14 protein-coding genes and 1 pseudogene are annotated in these 16,421 nt (G+C 60.6%); 7 read left to right on the top strand and 8 right to left on the bottom strand.

Annotation, left to right across the window (positions count from 1 at the left end; genetic code table 11):
* Positions 1 to 198 (top strand): hypothetical protein (locus VH599_21480; GenBank protein ID HEY7350896.1); only part of this gene is annotated, 198 nt, incomplete at its 5' end.
* Between the two features lie 215 nt (positions 199 to 413).
* Here the strand turns inward: VH599_21480 and VH599_21475 are convergent.
* The 3 genes from VH599_21475 to VH599_21465 all read right to left on the bottom strand — a co-directional run bounded on the left by VH599_21475 (position 414) and on the right by VH599_21465 (position 3,783).
* Positions 414 to 917 carry an Lrp/AsnC family transcriptional regulator gene (locus VH599_21475; protein ID HEY7350895.1) on the bottom strand — a complete coding sequence of 168 codons (504 nt, stop codon included), beginning with the start codon at positions 915 to 917 and terminating at the stop codon, positions 414 to 416.
* A 374-nt stretch (positions 918 to 1,291) separates the two neighbouring features.
* The gene (locus VH599_21470) at positions 1,292 to 2,344 is read right to left on the bottom strand and encodes a WD40 repeat domain-containing protein (protein ID HEY7350894.1); all 1,053 of its coding nucleotides are present in this window, start codon (positions 2,342 to 2,344) and stop codon (positions 1,292 to 1,294) included.
* 80 nt (positions 2,345 to 2,424) lie between these two features.
* Positions 2,425 to 3,783, bottom strand: coding sequence for a helix-turn-helix transcriptional regulator (locus tag VH599_21465; GenBank protein ID HEY7350893.1), 1,359 nt, complete (start codon positions 3,781 to 3,783; stop codon positions 2,425 to 2,427).
* 176 nt (positions 3,784 to 3,959) lie between these two features.
* Here VH599_21465 and VH599_21460 point away from each other — a divergent pair.
* From VH599_21460 to VH599_21450, 3 genes and pseudogenes are all read left to right on the top strand, one after another.
* Positions 3,960 to 4,542, top strand: a pseudogene (locus tag VH599_21460) (IS607 family transposase).
* On the top strand, positions 4,542 to 5,795 hold the full coding sequence (locus tag VH599_21455) for an RNA-guided endonuclease TnpB family protein (protein ID HEY7350892.1): 1,254 nt from the start codon (positions 4,542 to 4,544) through the stop codon (positions 5,793 to 5,795). Before VH599_21460 ends, VH599_21455 begins: the two are co-directional and overlap by 1 nt.
* Before the next feature lie 120 nt (positions 5,796 to 5,915).
* Positions 5,916 to 6,455: a hypothetical protein gene (locus tag VH599_21450; GenBank protein HEY7350891.1), complete on the top strand. Its 540-nt coding sequence runs from the start codon at positions 5,916 to 5,918 to the stop codon at positions 6,453 to 6,455.
* Between the two features lie 115 nt (positions 6,456 to 6,570).
* Here the strand turns inward: VH599_21450 and VH599_21445 are convergent, their stop codons facing one another.
* The 3 genes from VH599_21445 to VH599_21435 all read right to left on the bottom strand — a co-directional run bounded on the left by VH599_21445 (position 6,571) and on the right by VH599_21435 (position 10,042).
* A complete protein-coding gene (locus VH599_21445; protein HEY7350890.1) occupies positions 6,571 to 7,476 on the bottom strand; it encodes a YIP1 family protein in 906 nt (301 codons plus the stop codon).
* Positions 7,477 to 7,946: 470 nt separating this feature from the next.
* The gene (locus tag VH599_21440) at positions 7,947 to 8,774 is read right to left on the bottom strand and encodes a Yip1 family protein (protein HEY7350889.1); all 828 of its coding nucleotides are present in this window, start codon (positions 8,772 to 8,774) and stop codon (positions 7,947 to 7,949) included.
* A gap of 86 nt (positions 8,775 to 8,860) precedes the next feature.
* Complete coding sequence (locus VH599_21435; protein ID HEY7350888.1) at positions 8,861 to 10,042, bottom strand: AI-2E family transporter; 1,182 nt, start codon at positions 10,040 to 10,042, stop codon at positions 8,861 to 8,863.
* A 187-nt stretch (positions 10,043 to 10,229) separates the two neighbouring features.
* Here VH599_21435 and VH599_21430 point away from each other — a divergent pair, with 187 nt between their 5' ends.
* Positions 10,230 to 11,576, top strand: a complete 1,347-nt coding sequence (locus VH599_21430) for a hypothetical protein (GenBank protein ID HEY7350887.1) — start codon at positions 10,230 to 10,232, stop codon at positions 11,574 to 11,576.
* A gap of 74 nt (positions 11,577 to 11,650) precedes the next feature.
* On the top strand, positions 11,651 to 12,748 hold the full coding sequence (locus VH599_21425; GenBank protein ID HEY7350886.1) for a hypothetical protein: 1,098 nt from the start codon (positions 11,651 to 11,653) through the stop codon (positions 12,746 to 12,748).
* On the opposite strand, the gene VH599_21420 is transcribed toward VH599_21425, so the two are convergent.
* Positions 12,745 to 13,089 carry a hypothetical protein gene (locus VH599_21420; GenBank protein HEY7350885.1) on the bottom strand — a complete coding sequence of 115 codons (345 nt, stop codon included), beginning with the start codon at positions 13,087 to 13,089 and terminating at the stop codon, positions 12,745 to 12,747. The two genes, VH599_21425 and VH599_21420, sit on opposite strands and share 4 nt — an antisense overlap.
* A 340-nt stretch (positions 13,090 to 13,429) precedes the next feature.
* Here VH599_21420 and VH599_21415 point away from each other — a divergent pair, with 340 nt between their 5' ends.
* Positions 13,430 to 14,593 (top strand): VIT1/CCC1 transporter family protein, encoded by a 1,164-nt coding sequence (locus VH599_21415; protein HEY7350884.1) that lies wholly within the window; start codon positions 13,430 to 13,432, stop codon positions 14,591 to 14,593.
* 150 nt (positions 14,594 to 14,743) lie between these two features.
* Here the strand turns inward: VH599_21415 and VH599_21410 are convergent, their stop codons facing one another.
* Positions 14,744 to 16,099: an erythromycin esterase family protein gene (locus VH599_21410; protein ID HEY7350883.1), complete on the bottom strand. Its 1,356-nt coding sequence runs from the start codon at positions 16,097 to 16,099 to the stop codon at positions 14,744 to 14,746.
* Positions 16,100 to 16,421 lie beyond the last annotated feature (322 nt).

Below are 16,421 nucleotides of genomic sequence, written 5' to 3'. Positions count from 1 at the left end.
GGTGGCTTCGCTGGCGGAAAGCCGCACCGGACCGAGCGGAGCGCCGCCGTCCCGGCGGCTGAACGCCTCACCGGCGACCAGGGCTGCCCGTTCAGCGTTTCCACGTGCCAGCGTTTGGCCGCCGGGACGGCGGCGCTACACCTGCGGCCTTCGCGCATCCTGCCAGCAAAACAACACAGCAGAGAAAATTCGGGATGACTCATGTTGCGTCTCAGGGTGGAGGTGGTGGTCTGCTCTCCGCTGCTCCCGAAGCCTTTTTAGCGCCGGAACCAATCCCATTGGGAATGGGCGTTGGGGTCGCGGCTATCAGCGCCGCCCAGATAAGCGGCGATGTCGAACAGGATCAAGAGGGCAAGGATAATGAAAAAGATGTCCATGACGTGTCTCCTTTGATGCCAGCCTGCGGGCCGACATCAGCTTGCTTCTCGGATTGATGCGAGAGAGGCGTTTTCGCCAGGGGCGCGCGCATCTTCCTGTACCGCGCCATGTTCACCCAGCGTCGAAAGAACGGTGGTGGTCATCGTGGACTGCACACCCGGAATCTCGTAAATCTGGTCAAGCAGGACTTCAATGTCTTGCGGGGTAGCCGCCCGAATCTTGAGGAGCAGGCACCATTCGCCAGCGACGCGATGGCACTCTTCGACGAAGGCGGCAGGGTTTGCCAGGGTCATGATGGCTTTGCCTGCTTCGCGGCTCATGCGCGCGGCTTTCACCTGGGTAAAGGCGATCAGCGGCAGGTTGAGCGCGCGCCAGTCAAGCACAGCCGTATATCCTCGAATGACTCCTTCTTCCTCCAGACGCCGGATGCGCTCATGGACGGCTGGTCGTGAGAGATGGACCTCCCGGGCAAGCTGTTCCTGGCTCAAGCGGCCATTGGCGTGGAGGAGACGCATAATGTCTCGATCAATCTCGTCCAAGGATGAGTCCTCTTTTCTGTATTTTTCAGCATTTTCTTTACTATCTGTAAGTAATTATACGGTAATAGAAGCAAATTGTCAATGATTTTCAGAAAATATGACGATCCGTCGGTTTCAAGCGTGCGGAGCGCCTGCGTGAGCAAGGCGCTCCGACGAAACGTAGGCAGGGGGGCGTTGGTTTTGGGGGGAGCGCCGCCGTCCCTGGCGGCGCGGCTGTTGGGAGAGGGCAAACAGGGTATTTTAGAGCGAGCGGCTGGCCGCCAGGGACGGCGGCGGTACACGCGGCCACCCAGCCCCGCTGATTCGCCGCCAGGGATAGCGGCGGTACACGCAAGAAGCCGCCTGGAAGGCGGCGCTGCAAGTGGCGCTCGATGTTATAGCGTTGGCTGCCAGATTTGTACGGTGGAGTCCCCGCCGCATGAGGCGATCTCTTTGCCATCGGGCGACCACGCTATGCGGAAGACAATATCGGTGTGGCCCTGATAGATCAGCAGCAGATGCCCACTGGCCGCATCCCAGATTTGTACCGTCTTATCATCACCACCGGAGGCGATGCGCGCGCCATCAGGGGACCAGGCCAGCGCGTAAGCCTGGCCCTGATGCCCTGGATAGGTCAGGAGGGTCTGGCCGGTGGCGGCGTCCCAGACTTTCACCGAGTTGTTCGCCTCTACGGGGGGATAGTGACCGGCTGCCGCTGTGCTGGAGACGATCCGTTTGCCATCGGGCGACCAGGCGACTTCCCAGACAGGGGCCATGTGGTCCGCGTAAGTCAGCAGATGCGCGCCGGTTTTGGCGTTCCAGACCTGGACGGTGCCATCATGGCTGGCGGAAGCGATCTTCGTTCCATCAGGCGACCAGGCAATCCGTTCTACTCCATCGCTATGCCCCGTGTAGGTAAGCAGTGCTTTCCCGGTGGCGGCATTCCAGACCTTTACCGTCTTGTCCTCGCTTCCTGATGCCAGTTCCTTGCTGTCGGGGGACCAGGCAAGGCCGCTGACGAAGCTGGTCTGGCCTTTATAAGTTGCCAGGAGATGGCCGGTGGCGGGATCAAGGATCGTTATAGCGCCGCTGAATCCGGCTCCGGCGATCTTCTTGCCATCAGGCGACCAGGCGACGGCAAAGACAAAGCGGTCCACCGACATTTTCCACTGCTGCTTGCCGGTCTGGGCATCCCAGACCTGGACGGTACCGTCATCGCTGCCGGAGACGATTTGCTTGCCATCAGGGGACCAGGCTATGCTGAGGACAGCGGCGGAATGCCCACTGTACCTGACCAGCGCCTTGGCAAGCGTAGGGGCAGCAGGGGTCGGTGTCAGTGTCGGCGTGCTGTTCTGACCAGCAGGAGTAGACCCGCAAGCCGCCAGCATTGGCAGCAGGCAGAGACAGAGAAGCCCCAGAGGCCATCGGGGCAGGTGTCTGGAGAACATGATATAACTTCCTCGCCTTCTGGTTGCAACGGCAAAAAAATGGCGTACCGGGGCAAGCATAGCAGAGGGAAAGGGGCGCGTCATTCGCCAAAAGACGTATTTTGGGCGGCGGTCTGATCAGGCAAGTTGAGGAGTCTGATCCTGGCAAGGGCGGCGGTGCGGCTGTGAACATCGAGCTTGGCATAGATGTGTTCCAGGTGCTTTTTGACTGTTGCCGGGGTAATGACCAGCCGCCGGGCAATCTCCTGGTTCGAGAGACCCACAGCTACCAGTTGCAGCACTTCGCGCTCGCGCTCGCTGATTGGCTCGTGGAGTTCGGTGGGGGCTGCATCGCTCGCCAGCGGAGCCAGATTTGCTGGCGCGGGGCTGAGCAGTTCGGGCGCGGGTCCGGCCAGGAGTTGCTCAAACAAGCGGCTGTAGTTGTACGCGCGCGGCGTCTCCATCTGGCAGGCCAGGTCGCGCAGGCGCAGGGAAGCGGCGCGGGTGTCGGCAAACTGGCCCTGGTGATAGGTAAAAAGCCCCTGGTCAATGAGCAGGGCGGCGACGGTATAGTGGTCGCTGAAGACCTGCGCGAGCGCGAGGGCTGTTTCGGTGTGCGCTTGCGAGCGGGCGTAGTCTCCCTGCGCCCGCGCCAGTTCGGCCTGTGTCGCCAGCATGAGGAGCTGCCGGGAAGGGACAGGGGGCGCGCCTGCCGCCTGGAGCGCGAGGCTGCGCAGCGCGCTGCTGAGGTCGTCATAGGCGTTGTCCAGGTCGTTCACGAGGCGGGCATAGAAGCCTCTGACAAAGCGAGCGACGGCGAATCTGTCGGGGTCGTCGCTCTGGCAAGCAGACTGAATGGTTGCCCTGAAGCGTGGGGGTGTCAGATACTGGTCCAGCATGTTCGTAAGATAGGCGTCAGCGATATAAGCAAAGCTGGCGAGCGGTTCCCAGAGGGCCGGAACAGCGGGAGGAATCTCGGCCAGGGCCAGGCTGCTGTTCCAGAGTCGCCAGCCCTCCTGATATTTGCCGCGCGCGAAGAGCAGACCGCTGAGGCGATTGGAGAAAGCGACGAGATGCGCGCGGTCCTCGGTGCGGCGGCTGGCTTCGATGCCCAGGCGTAGGATATATTCGGCCTCGGCAAGATTGGCGAGGCGGCCAGCGGGCAGGGCCAGGCCAGCGACCAGATATACAACGGCGGGATAGGCTTCGCGCCGCCATGCCTGGGTCAGCGCCGCAGAGAGAAACGCCCATTCCTGTTCTAGCTGCAACACATCGTCCCGATAGTGTTCCACATAGGCCAGGGCATACGCCTGTACATCGCGCTGAGGAATGCGCGCCAGGTCCGGTATCAACAATTCCAGCCGACTCAGTTCACTGGCGCTGTATACAAGATCGGGCTGATCGCAGGCGCCGCGCGGAAGCGCCAGTGCTTGAGATTGGGGAGCGGCGCGTTTCGTCATACTGGCTCCTTGTCCTGGATCAGCCGGTTTCTCTCTATGTTCCTGTCTTATATACGGCGCTTGCTTCGATAAGTTCACCAGGGATAGGAAGATGGCACGCGACGTGATGCGTATTTTCTGGAGGGTAATAATTGAATCTTGATTTTGTTGCATAGTATCCTCTTTTATGATATGCTATGCCAATGAAGCTGAGCGACTACGCAAAACAGGTCGGCGTGACCTATAAGACCGCCTGGAAATGGTGGCAGGCCGGGCAACTGGATGCCTACCAGTTGCCCACTGGCACGGTCATTGTGCGCGAACCCCGTCTCGCTCCGTCCGGCGTGGCACTCTATGCCCGCGTTTCGTCTGCGGACCAGAAGGCGGATGCCACCCGTCAGATGGAGCGCCTACGGGGGTACGCAGCAGCGCGCGGCTATCAGGTGACAGCGGAAGTGACCGAGATTGCTTCTGGCCTCAACGATGACCGCCCCAAGCTGAAGAAGTTACTCACCAGTCCCAAGATTGGCGTGCTCGTGGTGGAGCATCGAGACCGACTCACGCGCTTTGGCTACAGCTACATTGCCACGCTGCTTGGAGCAGCAGGGCCGTCGGGTAGAAGCCATCTCTCCGAGTGATACCGGCGCTGATCTGGTAGACGACTTCGTGGCGGTGATTACCAGCATGGCCGCCCGCATCTATGGTCGACGGAATAGCAAACGCCGCGCCGAGCGCATCAAAGCCTGCATTGAGCAGGCCATGCAAAGCGAGGATGCCTGATGTTGGTGCCCCGCGCCTACAAGACCGAACTTGCCTTGACAAACTTGCAAGTGACTGCCTGCAAACAGCACGCGGGGGCAGCGCGATTTAGCTATAACTGGGGCTTGGCGCGGCGGCAAGAAGAGTATAAAGCCACCAAGAGATCGCTGAATGCTATCGACTTGCACAAAGAACTGAACACGCTCAAGAAGACGGAGTACCCCTGGCTCTACGCAACCAGCAAATGCGCGCCCCAGGAAGCCCTGCGGAACCTGGACAGCGCCTTCAGTCACTTCTTTCGCCGGTGCCAGTTGAAGAAAACAGGCCGACTGCGCGGCAAGGTCGGCTATCCACGCCCAAAGAGCAAGAAGCGCGGGCTGGGCAGCTTCCGGCTCACCGGCTCGATTGTCATCTTCCCCAAAGCCATCCAACTGCCACGCCTGGGACGGCTGCGCTTGAAAGAAAAGGACTATTTGCCCACGTCGGGCGTGAAGATTTTGTCTGCAACGGTCTCTGAGCAGGCGGGGCATTGGTACGTTTCGGTGCAGGTGGAGCAAGAGCAGACCGTACCAGCGAACGCTGGCCCTGTTGTCGGCGTTGACTTGGGTATCAAGTCGCTTGCTACGCTCTCTGATGGAACGATGATTCCCAATCCCAGACACCTCAAACGCCGCCTGAAGAAGCTCAAACGCTTCCATCGGGCGGTATCTCGCAAGGTGAAAGGCTCCAAGAATCGCCGCAAGGCCGCTAATCGTCTGGCGAAGTTGTATCGGAACGTTGCCAACCAGCGCCAGAACACGCTGCATCACCTCACCACTCATCTTGCGAAAACCAAGCAAGTGATCGTGATTGAGGACTTGAACGTCTCTGGCATGCTGAAAAATCACTATCTGGCGCAGTCGATAGCCGATGTGGGCTTCTACGAGTTCAAGCGGCAACTGTTGTACAAGGCAGCGTGGTACGGGAGTATCGTGCTACTCGCCAGCCGTTGGGAGCCATCTTCCAAGACGTGTAGTGGCTGCGGGTGGGTAGATGAAACCTTAACGCTGGCAGATCGGACCTTTCATTGCCAGGCATGTGGCCTGGTGTTAGACCGCGACCTCAATGCCGCGATCAATTTAGCAAAGCTGGCCGGTAGTTTGTCGGACAGCCTAAACGCCTGTGGAGAGGAACGCTCTGGCACGCCTCGGAAGTCGCGTGTGAAACTGCCCTCGAAACGCGGGCCACGTGCCCGAAAGAAGCAGGAACAAGAGTCGTCTTATGCTTCGGCATAAAACGCCAGATTCTTGAGAACGGTTGCCAATCAGCCTAGCCTTTTTTGCTATGATGATAGACAGCCCGGCCTATCTTGTATATACTGCGATCAGGCAAGTCAACAAAAGGAGGTAATCAGGATGGCAGGAGAACCCAGGCCGCCTGGCCGCTCCCGTCCCACGAGTGGAGCGTCGGGCGATGACTCTGATATGACGTTGGCGGGTGTTGATCCCACGGCAGCCCCGATCACGGCGAATACGCCGCTGCCGCCGGTGAATCTGGCGTCTCAGGCGGGCGGAGGGGGCGCCGCGCCACAACCTCCGCCGGGATTGTGGCCCCCATCCACCGATCAGTCGGCTTTGCCGCCGCTCCCACCCAGCAGTTATCCGTCGCAGGCGGCCAACGCTGAAGCGCCTGGCAAGGGCGCGTCGGATTCAGGCGTTACGTCGGGCTGGGCAGCCCGCACGACGTTTGTGCTGATGCTTACGTCGGCTATTCTGCTGGCAGCGATGGCAATCGCCTATACCACCGCCACGAAGAAGGATGGGCTGCTGATCTGGGTGGTCGTCATCATTGTTGTGGTGAATATCGTCTATCCGCTGATCGTATTCAGTATCGCCCGGCCCGGATCGGCGGGACCGATGCGTCTGCCGTTTATGCCCCCCAGGCGCGGCCCGTAACAGCACATCGGCCTGAATCCTGTTTACAGCGCCGCCTTCCAGATGGCAAATCGCCTGGAGTCTGGAAGGCGGCGCTGTAAGCACAACGCCTCAAGAGGGTTGAGAACAGGCGCGCTTATTGCGGCGATACGGCGCTGCTGATCGCTGGGAACAGCGCGATGAAGAAGCCGCAGCAGGCGAGCAGGAGCAGCCCTAAAAAGGGAAGCAGCGCGGTTGCCGAGGCTTTGCCGCCCGTGAGCCGGTGAGCGCCCATCATGGCAAAGACGGTCAGCACGATCCCATAGATTTCAAGGGCAATGACAACCAGCGGAGGTAAGATGCCCAGGGGCACATAGTCCAGAGCGATGCTGATAATTCCTATCGGCACATAGATCAGCAAGATAGCATAGCTCTGAGTTAGAAAGCTGCCCTGGCCGCCAAAGGCTCTGGCAAGGCCAAAGGCAATGCCCTGATAAATGAAGAAACCCAGCGGCACTAAGAACAATAAACCAGGGCCGGTCACGAAGGAGATAAGATCAAGCTCCGCTCTCACGACGTTGGTGACATCCACGCCACTGGCGGTGGTGGCGCGTATATCCTGCGCCGTGAGCGGATAGAGCGTGAGATGGAGCCAGCCCAGCAGCCCAGCAAGGAGCGTATAGCCGATCAGTTGCACGAGCAGGATGTTCCATTTTGCTTTGCCCGCTTCTTCGGCAAACGAGCGGGCGCCGGGTTTGCGCAGGATTTTCCAGTACTGGAGGGGCAACTGCGCGACAGCGTCCATCAGCGGCAGCGGCGGGAGCGGCGTGCCGTAGTGGGGGGCTTGGGACGCGCCATAGAGGTACTGGGGATCGGTAAAAGTCGGATAGGGGTTCCCAGAGGCGGGTGGGGAGTTCCCGTTTCCGTAGGGACTATATTCGTAGTATGGCTCTGGCTGCTGCGCTTCTGCGATTGGGCCAGATAGCTGCTGGCCCGAATCTGCCTGCTGCGTGGGCGGCTGCGATTGGTCTGGACCAGGCTGCTGAGTCGGGTCGGAACTCATCTCAATACATCTCCTTCCCTGGACCACGTTCGCTCCTCTGAGCAACGCGGCATCAGGCGCTTCTTCTATCATAGCACATGCGCCCTCTGTCCACTCATCCCACATCCACATGAAGCGGAGCGTTTCCCCTGTAGCGCCGCCTTCCAGGCGGCCACCGCTGCGCCCTGGCGAGCATTCGCCCTCCAGGCCAGCGGACCAGCAGGCCAACGCTGGCCGCCAAGATGGCGGCGCTACAAGTCAAGTAACACGTCTCGCTTGCCAACACCGCAGATTTGGTAGAACCTCCACATGAAGCGGGGCGTTTTCCCTGTAGCGCCGCCTCCCTTCGGGAAGGGCCGCTTGCCTCGGCTATGCCTCGTCGAGCGAGAGGTCCTCGCTCCCGTTGGTCGCTCGCGCGTCCCTTCCAGGCGGCCAGCGACGAGCTGCCTGGAAGGCGGCGCTACAAGTAACACGCTTTGCCTGCGAGCAGGTCAATGCGACAGCCCGTTGATGATGCTGAAGATGAAGACAAAGTAGAGCGCGACGAGGATGAAGACGAGCAGCGTCCAGAAGGCGACGGGGATCAGGACGACAGCGGTTGCTTTGCCACCGCTGAGGCGATGCACCGGCATGAGCGCAAAGACTTGCAGCACATAGGCGTAGATGCCTGCGAAACCTCCAATGGAGCCAACGAACGGGATCAGGCTCAAGAGGCTGGTGATAATTCCGATGGGTACTTGAAAGAGCAGGGTGGTATAGGCTTGCGCCATAAAGCTGCCCTGGCCGCCAAAGGCTTTGGCAAGCAGGTAGGTGAAGCCTTGCCCCAGGAAGAAGCCGCCCAATGAGCTTGCAAAGACAACAATCCCAATGACCGGGGCAGGCAAGAGGAAAAATCCGATGTCAGCGCCGGGGTTGGGTTCGCCTGGCCGGGTGAGCAGGGAATTCAGCCATACGTTGAAGAGACCAGCGATAATGATCCAGGCCAGCGAAGCCAGAACGGCGCTTATAGCCGCGATGCCGAGAACCTGCGCCCAGACGACATCCCAGCGCGCTTTGCCCATTTCCTCGGCAAACGTCGCGGCCCCTGGTTTGCTGAGGACGCGCCAGTATTGTTTCGGCAGTTGTTTGATGGCTTCCCACAGGGAGAGCGGCGCTGTGCCTGCGCCTGCTAGGGCATAAGCCATCTGAGGTCTGCTCGACGGGCCGTAGGGGCCATAGTTAGGAGGGGGCATCTGTGGGCCGGTAGCCGGGCCGTATGGGCTGTATTCGAAGTATGGTCCTTGCCCCCCGGTTGGCTCCTGAAGTGGTTCCCAGGACATGGTGGTCCTCCTTGCCTTGTGTGCTGAGGAGTAATTCGCTCAGCCAGTGCTATCATAGCACATGCTGCCAGTAAGGCAAGCCCGGCTCACCCGCTCCTGGGGGCGGCTGGTTCCGGTTCCGGTTCTGGTTCTGGCGCTTCAGTGGATGGCTTTTGGAATTGGTCTGGATGCGAATCGCGCCATTCGGCCCAGGCGGAAACGAGGATCGCCTGAAGCAGACCAACGACGGGCGCGGCAAAGACCGCGCCCCAGATGCCGAAGAGTTCGGTTCCGGCGACCAGGGCCAGTATGGCGACAATCGGGTGCAGCCCCAGGACGTGGCCCGTCACTCGTGGGCCAATCACGTCGCCTTCAAGGACATGAACGACGATGAAATAGGCGAGGACCAGCAGAGCAATGACATAGCCTCTGGTTGCCAGCGCGATGAGGACGCAGATAGCGCCGGAGATGATGGTACCGAGAATGGGGACGAATTCGAGGATGAAGGCCAGGATGCCCAGCAGCAGCGCGTAGGGAACCTGGAAGGCGGCCATGCCCGCGCCGACCAGCACGCCAATGAAGCCAGACATGAAAATCTGTCCACGAATATAGCCGCCCACGGTGCGCCGCAGCGTGTTGAGGAAGAAGAGCATGCGCGTGCGGTAGTGGTGAGGCGGGGCTATACTCAACCAGCGGAACAGCCTTGGCCCGTCCAGCACCAGATAGACGCTGAGAATGAAGACCAGGATGGCGTTAATAATTCCATTTGCCAGGCCGGTGAGGATGGGTACCGCGCTGTTGACGATCTGTCCGGCGCTGCTTTCCAGCCAGCCAAGTATCTGCTCGCGCGTGGCGTTGATTTGTTCGTCGGTGATGCCGAGCGGGCGAAGGAGTTGGGCGATGGGGGATGGATGGCCGGGTGTGCTGGGCTTTACCAGGTCAGGCACTTCTTTGCCGAAGGCGACGAGCTGGCCGATGGCGGTGCTGAAGATCATATATCCCAGGCCACTGATCACGCCCAGCGCCAGCAGATAGATGATGGCGACAGCCAGGGGGCGGGGCATCCAACGTTTGAGCAGCGTAACTGCCGGGAGGAGCGCGTAAGCGAGCAGCGCGGCAATTGCAAAGAGCAGCACCGCGTTGATGAAACGTCCTATCAACCAGAAGAAAGCAAAAATGACGAGTACCCAGACCAGGATGGCGATGCCCACATCGCGCGCGCGAATCCAGCGATCCACTGTCGCCCTCGCTTCCTCGCTATTCCACCTGTTCCATGAGGTATCGCTCATGGTATGCGCTTCCCCTGAGTTGCAAAGGCTGTGCCAGCCATCTTGTAGCAATCAATCAGGCAGGTATATAGGAATTTTGGGCTGACTTTTGCGTGATTCTGGCCTGGGGGCGCCCTTCACGCGCTATACTTGACTTGTGCTTGCGAGGCATTGAAAGACCGGCAGGAATCCTACACAGAGAGTTTGTATGGCTGATCATCAGACCCAACCACCCAATAAGCGTCCTCTCAGGCCGCATCGTCTTATTCCAGCGCCAGGAGCAGTGCCACCAGAAGGGCTGTCTATGGATGCTGTGGGGCAGGCGGTAGAAAGCTGGTATACGACCGCTGGCGAAGCGTGGTCCGCTGACCTGGAGAAAGGTGGGACACCGCTGGCCGAGCAAGCCTGGCTTTTCATCGAGAAAGCCGCGCTGACGCTGGATGGTTTGCCCGCTGTGTTGAAGAGGATAGGCGCTCCTGAAGAGGCGCTCCAGGTGTTGGAGTTGATAGGCTCGCTCTTGCTGGCGCTTCCCGATCAAATGGCCTCTGGTCTGGAAAGCAGCGTGGCGCGGGTGGATTGGATGTTTTCCAGGCTGCTGAACGCGCCTGGGCAGCCGGGGTTGATTGAGCAGACGATAGAGTTTCTGGACGAGCCAGGCGCGAGCGGCGAGACGAACGAGGCCCAGGCCGATTACAGCGCCGAAATTGAGGTGCTGCGCGGGTTGCATCGTGATCTGGTGACGGTGCAGCAGGTGTGGGATGAATTGATTGAAGCTACCTTTCCTGTCGTGCCGATGCCTCCACTGGCGGGCGAAAAGAAAGGGAGCGCGGGCAGAACTTCGCCGGGCGCGCTGCCTGGCAAACCGGCGTCAGGCGCTCCGGCCCCGCTGCCGGAAGGGTTGAAGATTGCTCCATCGGCTTCCAGCAGGGGAACGGAGAGTGCTTCCCGGCTTCGTGCTGCTGGCAAGCCATACCGGCGGCTGGCGATGCTGATGGCCTTGCTGCTGCTGGCGCTGGCTTTTATGGGGGTGTTTCTCGCGCAGGCCAGGGGCGGGTCAACCGTCAACCCCGACAGCGCCGCGTTATCGGCTAATGGGCACACGCCGGTAGTTGCGACGCCCACCCCGACGACAAAAGCCCAGCCTACCCCAACCACCCCCGCGCCGACACCTACCCCGAAGCCACCGACGCCTACCCCGAAGCCGCCGACACCTACCCCGAAGCCGCCTCCGCTGCCGGACGGTTCTATCTGCCCCGACAACGCGGCGTTCTGTGTTTCGACGCTTCAGCTTCAGGTTCCCTGCGAGGGACAGGGCAGTGTCACGTTCCAGCTATTCGGCGTCAAGACGAGCCAGCAAAACTGGCAGGCGATCTCGATGCCAAGCGGTTCGCTGGTGACGCTTAGCCCCACGCATGGCTCGCTGAAAGTCGGCCAGGCTATGACGATCCAGGTCCAGGCCAACACGCGGAGGCAGAACCGCAGCGGCGTTATTATGATCTTTGGCCCTTTCGGCACTTCGCCGATTACCCTGGACGTGCTGGTGTGCGCTGATTAGCCCTGCATATACGCTGGTGGGCGGCTGGCCGCCTGGAAGGCGGCGCTGCAAGTTGCTGTCTTGGGAGGAAGCGTATGGATGCTGAAAACGAGGTGGCGCCATCCCCCAGGAGCGGCCTCATCTTCTGGCAGACGGCTGAGAGTCGGCGGATTCTCTGGCTGCGCTATGGTGTGCTGCTCCTGCTGGTGATCTTTCTGGCCGCGCTTTCCAGCTTCTTCAGTGGCCCGCATGGGCCTGATGCCCCGGCGCAGGCGCTGGGCATTGCCAGCTTTCTGGTTGTTTTCATGTGCGGCTGGATGCTGCTGGTGGATGTCCTGTTTCGGATTCCCTCGCGTACCGCGCCTTTTGTACGTGGCTATCTGATCGCCTTTGGCCTGACGGCCCTGCTGGCGCTGACCTTCTGCTTTGTGGCGCTGCTGCTCGATCAAGCGATTACGCCTACCGGCCATTTCTTCGCGCTGCAAGGCGTGTTTGCGATTCTGCTGACGCTGGGTGTCGCGCCGATTACCCTGAGCATTCTGCATCACGAGCCGTTCACCTATTATTGGCATACGCTGCGGCGCGGCGACGACGACTGGGCTATTATTGAAGCCGATATGCGCCGCGTCCTCACCCGGCATCCTGCGGCGCTGCGGCCAGGGCTGCTGCTGGTGGAGGCGCTGCTGCATCAGGGCCAGCGAGACGATGCCAGGAGTTTGCTGGCGTATCTTATCAATACACACCCGCGCGCGTGGGGTGTCTGGGCCGCGCTGGGCGCGATGGCGCTGGAAGATGAACAGTGGGAGCGCGCGGGGGGCGCGCTGCAACGCGCGCGCCGCCTCGCGCCACTGACGGCACAAGGCGGCTTGCGGATGTGCCTTGGCCTGGCCCTGCTGGGGGCTGGTCGGCTCGATAAGGGCTGCTGGGAGCTTGAGCAGGCGCGGCGTCGGCCACTCCCGCCACACCTGCGCCACTTTACCTGGTATATGCTGATGGGTATCGGGCAGGTCCAGAAAGACCCTGGACTGATGCTGCACGCCCGCGAGACTGTCAGGGGACGCCCCAAAGATGCGCGGGCGTTTCTGGAATGGTATGCTACCCTAGACCGCTCTCATTTAGCCACGCTGGGCGAAGACCTCTACGGGGCTGCCGATTGGACCCGCCATCTGCTGGGCATTCGCCAGGTGATTTAGCCGTTCTCTTTCTTGCTGCGCTCCTTCATTTTCTGTTCGCGGTAGTAGGAGTGGGGGCGGGGACGATGTTCTTCTTCTTCAATCTCTGCGCGTTCCTCGCGTGGGCGGTCCTCATAGTCGCTCATCAATTCTTGCAGGTCATTATAGATATTGTAGTTATCAATGACTTCGCGTTGGCGCAGCATATGGCGCAGCATCTGAATCTGTGGCACATTCAACGGGCTATCGCGGTCCGGTTCGGCGCGTTTGACGAGCTTATCAACCATGCTAATCGAATCTTCATGCGCGCCCAGGTGTTCGAGCCGGTCACGAATCACCAGCAGTTGCTCGTAGGCATTCATGGCTTCTGCGCTCCTTTCAGTGATACCATCAGAACGAAGAGAGAAGAGTGTCAATGATTCCACCTTACATCAGCATATCACACTCCTTCTAATTATAGGGCTTTTGCGCCTGCGGAGGCATCCCTCGCTGGTGTTTTGTTCCACCAAACAGGGGGTGTTGGCAAGCGAGGCATGGTACTTGTAGCGCCGCCTTCCAGGCGGCTCGTCGCTGGCCGCCTGGAAGGCGGCGCTACAAGTGGCGTCCCCCGATAGGTAGTGGAACCCTGGTGTTTTGTTCTAAAGCTGGGTACAATGATGGGAGCAAAACCGGCTTGTGGGGAAATAGATCAGGGAGCAATTCATGACGGTTGAGAGCAACCCAACCTCGGCAACTAAAGAACTTATTCGCTTTTTGCAAGAAAGCTGGCGGCGGGAGAAAGAGAGCGAGCGGATCTATCGGGAACTGGCCTTGCGTGAGCGGGACCAGGGGCGGCAAAACGTGCTGGAGCGGCTGGCCGAAACCGAAGGACGCCACGCGGCGCGTTGGGCGGAAAAGCTGAGCGAGCTTGGCGCGCCGCTTCCAGAGATGCGCCGGGGCCGTCTGCAAGCGTTCCGCGACTGGTTGAATCGGCAGGTGGGGACGGATGCGACGCTGCGCCGGATGGAGGCGGAGGAGGATCGGGTGACAGCGCGCTACGAGGCGCAGGCCCGCGCGCTGGATGATGAGACGGCGACGCATCTGCTGCGCCAGATGCAGCGCGAGGAAGAGAGCCACAGCTATATCATCCGCCAGATGGTCAAGCCAGCGGGGCCGCAGAGCCGCCTGGATATTCTGCTGCACCGCGAAAGCTGGCACAAGCGCGGCGGGGGCTGGCTGGGCCAGGCGATTTACGGCGCGAACGATGGGCTGGGCGCGGTCTTTGGCATTGTCAGCGGTGTGGCAGGCTATACCGGCGGGAGCAGTGCTGTGCTGATCGCGGGGCTGGCGGGTATGCTGGCAAGCGCGCTTTCGATGGGGTCGGGCGCGTATCTGGCAGCCAAGAGCCAGCGCGAGGTCTACGAGGCTGAGATCAGCCGCGAGCAGCGCGAGATTGAGGCTGACCCTGAAGAGGAGCGCGAGGAACTCTCGCTTTTCTATCAGTTGAAGGGCTTCAGCGAGGAAGAGGCGGAGCTGCTGGCGAGCCGCCTTTCTGAACGCCCGGAGCAGTTCCTGCGCACGCTGGCGCATGAGGAACTGGGGCTTTCCGAGGAGACCTTCCCGAATCCTGCGCTGGAGGCGCTTTCGGCTACTCTATCAACGGCGCTGGGCGCGTTTATCCCTATCGTCCCTTTCTTCTTCTTCAGCGGCTATTTCGCTATTGGCCTTGCGGCGATTGTGAGTCTGGTGGCGCACTTTGCTGTCGGCGCGGCCAAGACGCTGGTGACGGGGCGCTCGTGGGTCTACAGCGGTACGGAGATGACGGTGGTTGGAGCGATTGAGGCGGTGATTACCTTCGGATTGGGTTTGCTGTTCCGGGTTGGGTAGCCTTGCCCGCTCTCCTCGATAGGTGTCTTGCAGGTTCACAGGGAGCGCCACCCCCCCCCACCGTTGGCCGCCAGGGACGGCGGCGGTACAGGCGGCCATTTGCCTGTACCGCCAGCCTCCGTGCTGGCGCGGGTGGGTGTGGGTGTGGCATTACAGGGGAGTTGAGGGGCTGCTCGTCTGCACATGGGCAATCACATCGAACCACTGGCTGAGCGCGCAGGAGCCAGACAGGTCTTCGCCGCCGAGGCCATAGTTGAGGAAGGTCGCCGGTCCGCTGGCCCAGGCGCCTGCCGGACCGGGCGGGATGGCGCGCAGGTCAAGCAGATAGAGGGGCAGATCAGCCTGCCCAAGTGTGTAATTGTAGGTATCCGGCTTCGGAGGTGAGATGTGCTGGGCGAAGGTTTGGGGGTAATGATAGATTCTATACGCGCCCTGGTAGAGCGTGGCGCCAATCGTGAGGTAGCTGCTTTGATAGCGGGCGCGCAGCTCGCCGCCCATATTCCTGCCGTCCGTGGTGGGATAGGAGGTATCGTTGGCGATATGGAGATCGTGCGCCCAGACGATCATTTTCGGCGTGCTGCCCGCGCCGTGATCGTGAAACCAGGCCACGTTTTCGGCCATGAAGGTATCGCGCTGGTAGTAGCGGGCGAGCGCTTCATCCTGGGCAGCGGAATTGAGGTAGGTCGTGAACTGCGCAATAATGCGGGCGTTCTGGAGCGCGAACTCAAAGTCCTGGGGCGAGGACTGCCGCACATCTTCAGGCTTTCGCGCTTGCAAGAGATCGTAGACCTGCTGGGCCTGGTCCTGGTACTGCTGTTTGACCGACGCCTCCAACTGCTCGTAGGTGGGATAGGGATTAGGTAAGCTGTCGGCGATGATGGGGGCGTACAGGTTCTGGACCTGCGTGGCCTGCTGGGGGTCAACCTTTTGCATGTACTGCTCAACGGCGTCGAAATCGCTTTGACGAACCGCCTGGATGTCCATCCCCAGGAAGTGGATTTTGGTGGCATGCGCGAGATCGGCGTTGTAGGCCCGCATCCATTCCAGCAAGCCCCGATATTCCTGTGTCTGCCACGAGCCGAACAGGTTCGCCTGCATCACAGCGCCGATATTGCCCGGCCCGCCGTTGATGTAGGCATCAATGCGTTGTGAGGTTCCCCAGTTGTTCTCCATGATGAAGGTCGTGAAGCTCATATGGGAGATCAGAAACTCCGCCAGGCGCGCCTTGAGATCAAAGAATTCGTGGGTTCCATGTGTCTCCTCGCCCAGACCGACGATGCTGGCCTGACCCACCAACTGCTCAAGCGGCGCCAGATCGCTGTCTGACCCGCCTGGAGCGACGGTCCGCAGGGGGATGGCATGCTGCTGTATCCAGCGGACCACCGGGTCAGAACTCAGAGAGTTCTGGCGCGCAGGCTGCGCCGACGAGCAGGCTGCGAGAGCGAGGGCGCTGAGGCAGAAGAACATCAGGACCACATGCCGAGAGCTTGCCCTGGAACCAGGCATGACCACCTCCTTGTTGCAACCCGCCATACGTGAAGTACCCTGGCGCTAAAGCGAGGGGCTTCTATGCGGCCCTAAGAATGCCTCACACAACCGACGGGTGGCCCCACCCCTGCTGCCTGGAAGGACGGCGCTACACCCCCGCCCCTGCTCGTGCGGAGGGTGTGTGAGGCGCTCTTAATACTATAGCTTATTGCAATGAAGCGTATCAAGGTGGAAGGCTGGCGATGTCTCTACTCACGCGCAGATGAAAAGCGCAGGCGAAGCGTGTTCCTGGTCGCGCCGCCTTCCAGACGGCTAGCGACTAGCCGTCTGGAAGGCGGCG

It is taken from the genome of Ktedonobacterales bacterium (assembly GCA_036557285.1).
GTDB lineage: Bacteria > Chloroflexota > Ktedonobacteria > Ktedonobacterales > DATBGS01 > DATBHW01.
Note: the sequence above shows the minus strand (reverse complement) of the source record. Positions and strands in the feature narration are given on the sequence as shown.

What these genes read in the sequence shown, in the direction of transcription:
- VH599_21455 (HEY7350892.1), top strand. Translation starts at nt 4,542, where the DNA reads ATGTTGGTGCCCCGCGCCTACAAGACCGAACTTGCCTTGACAAACTTG.
- VH599_21445 (HEY7350890.1), bottom strand. Translation starts at nt 7,476, where the DNA reads ATGAGTTCCGACCCGACTCAGCAGCCTGGTCCAGACCAATCGCAGCCG.
- VH599_21430 (HEY7350887.1), top strand. Translation starts at nt 10,230, where the DNA reads ATGGCTGATCATCAGACCCAACCACCCAATAAGCGTCCTCTCAGGCCG.
- VH599_21440 (HEY7350889.1), bottom strand. Translation starts at nt 8,774, where the DNA reads ATGTCCTGGGAACCACTTCAGGAGCCAACCGGGGGGCAAGGACCATAC.
- VH599_21450 (HEY7350891.1), top strand. Translation starts at nt 5,916, where the DNA reads ATGGCAGGAGAACCCAGGCCGCCTGGCCGCTCCCGTCCCACGAGTGGA.
- VH599_21470 (HEY7350894.1), bottom strand. Translation starts at nt 2,344, where the DNA reads ATGTTCTCCAGACACCTGCCCCGATGGCCTCTGGGGCTTCTCTGTCTC.
- VH599_21435 (HEY7350888.1), bottom strand. Translation starts at nt 10,042, where the DNA reads ATGAGCGATACCTCATGGAACAGGTGGAATAGCGAGGAAGCGAGGGCG.
- VH599_21465 (HEY7350893.1), bottom strand. Translation starts at nt 3,783, where the DNA reads ATGACGAAACGCGCCGCTCCCCAATCTCAAGCACTGGCGCTTCCGCGC.
- VH599_21425 (HEY7350886.1), top strand. Translation starts at nt 11,651, where the DNA reads ATGGATGCTGAAAACGAGGTGGCGCCATCCCCCAGGAGCGGCCTCATC.
- VH599_21410 (HEY7350883.1), bottom strand. Translation starts at nt 16,099, where the DNA reads ATGCCTGGTTCCAGGGCAAGCTCTCGGCATGTGGTCCTGATGTTCTTC.
- VH599_21415 (HEY7350884.1), top strand. Translation starts at nt 13,430, where the DNA reads ATGACGGTTGAGAGCAACCCAACCTCGGCAACTAAAGAACTTATTCGC.
- VH599_21420 (HEY7350885.1), bottom strand. Translation starts at nt 13,089, where the DNA reads ATGAATGCCTACGAGCAACTGCTGGTGATTCGTGACCGGCTCGAACAC.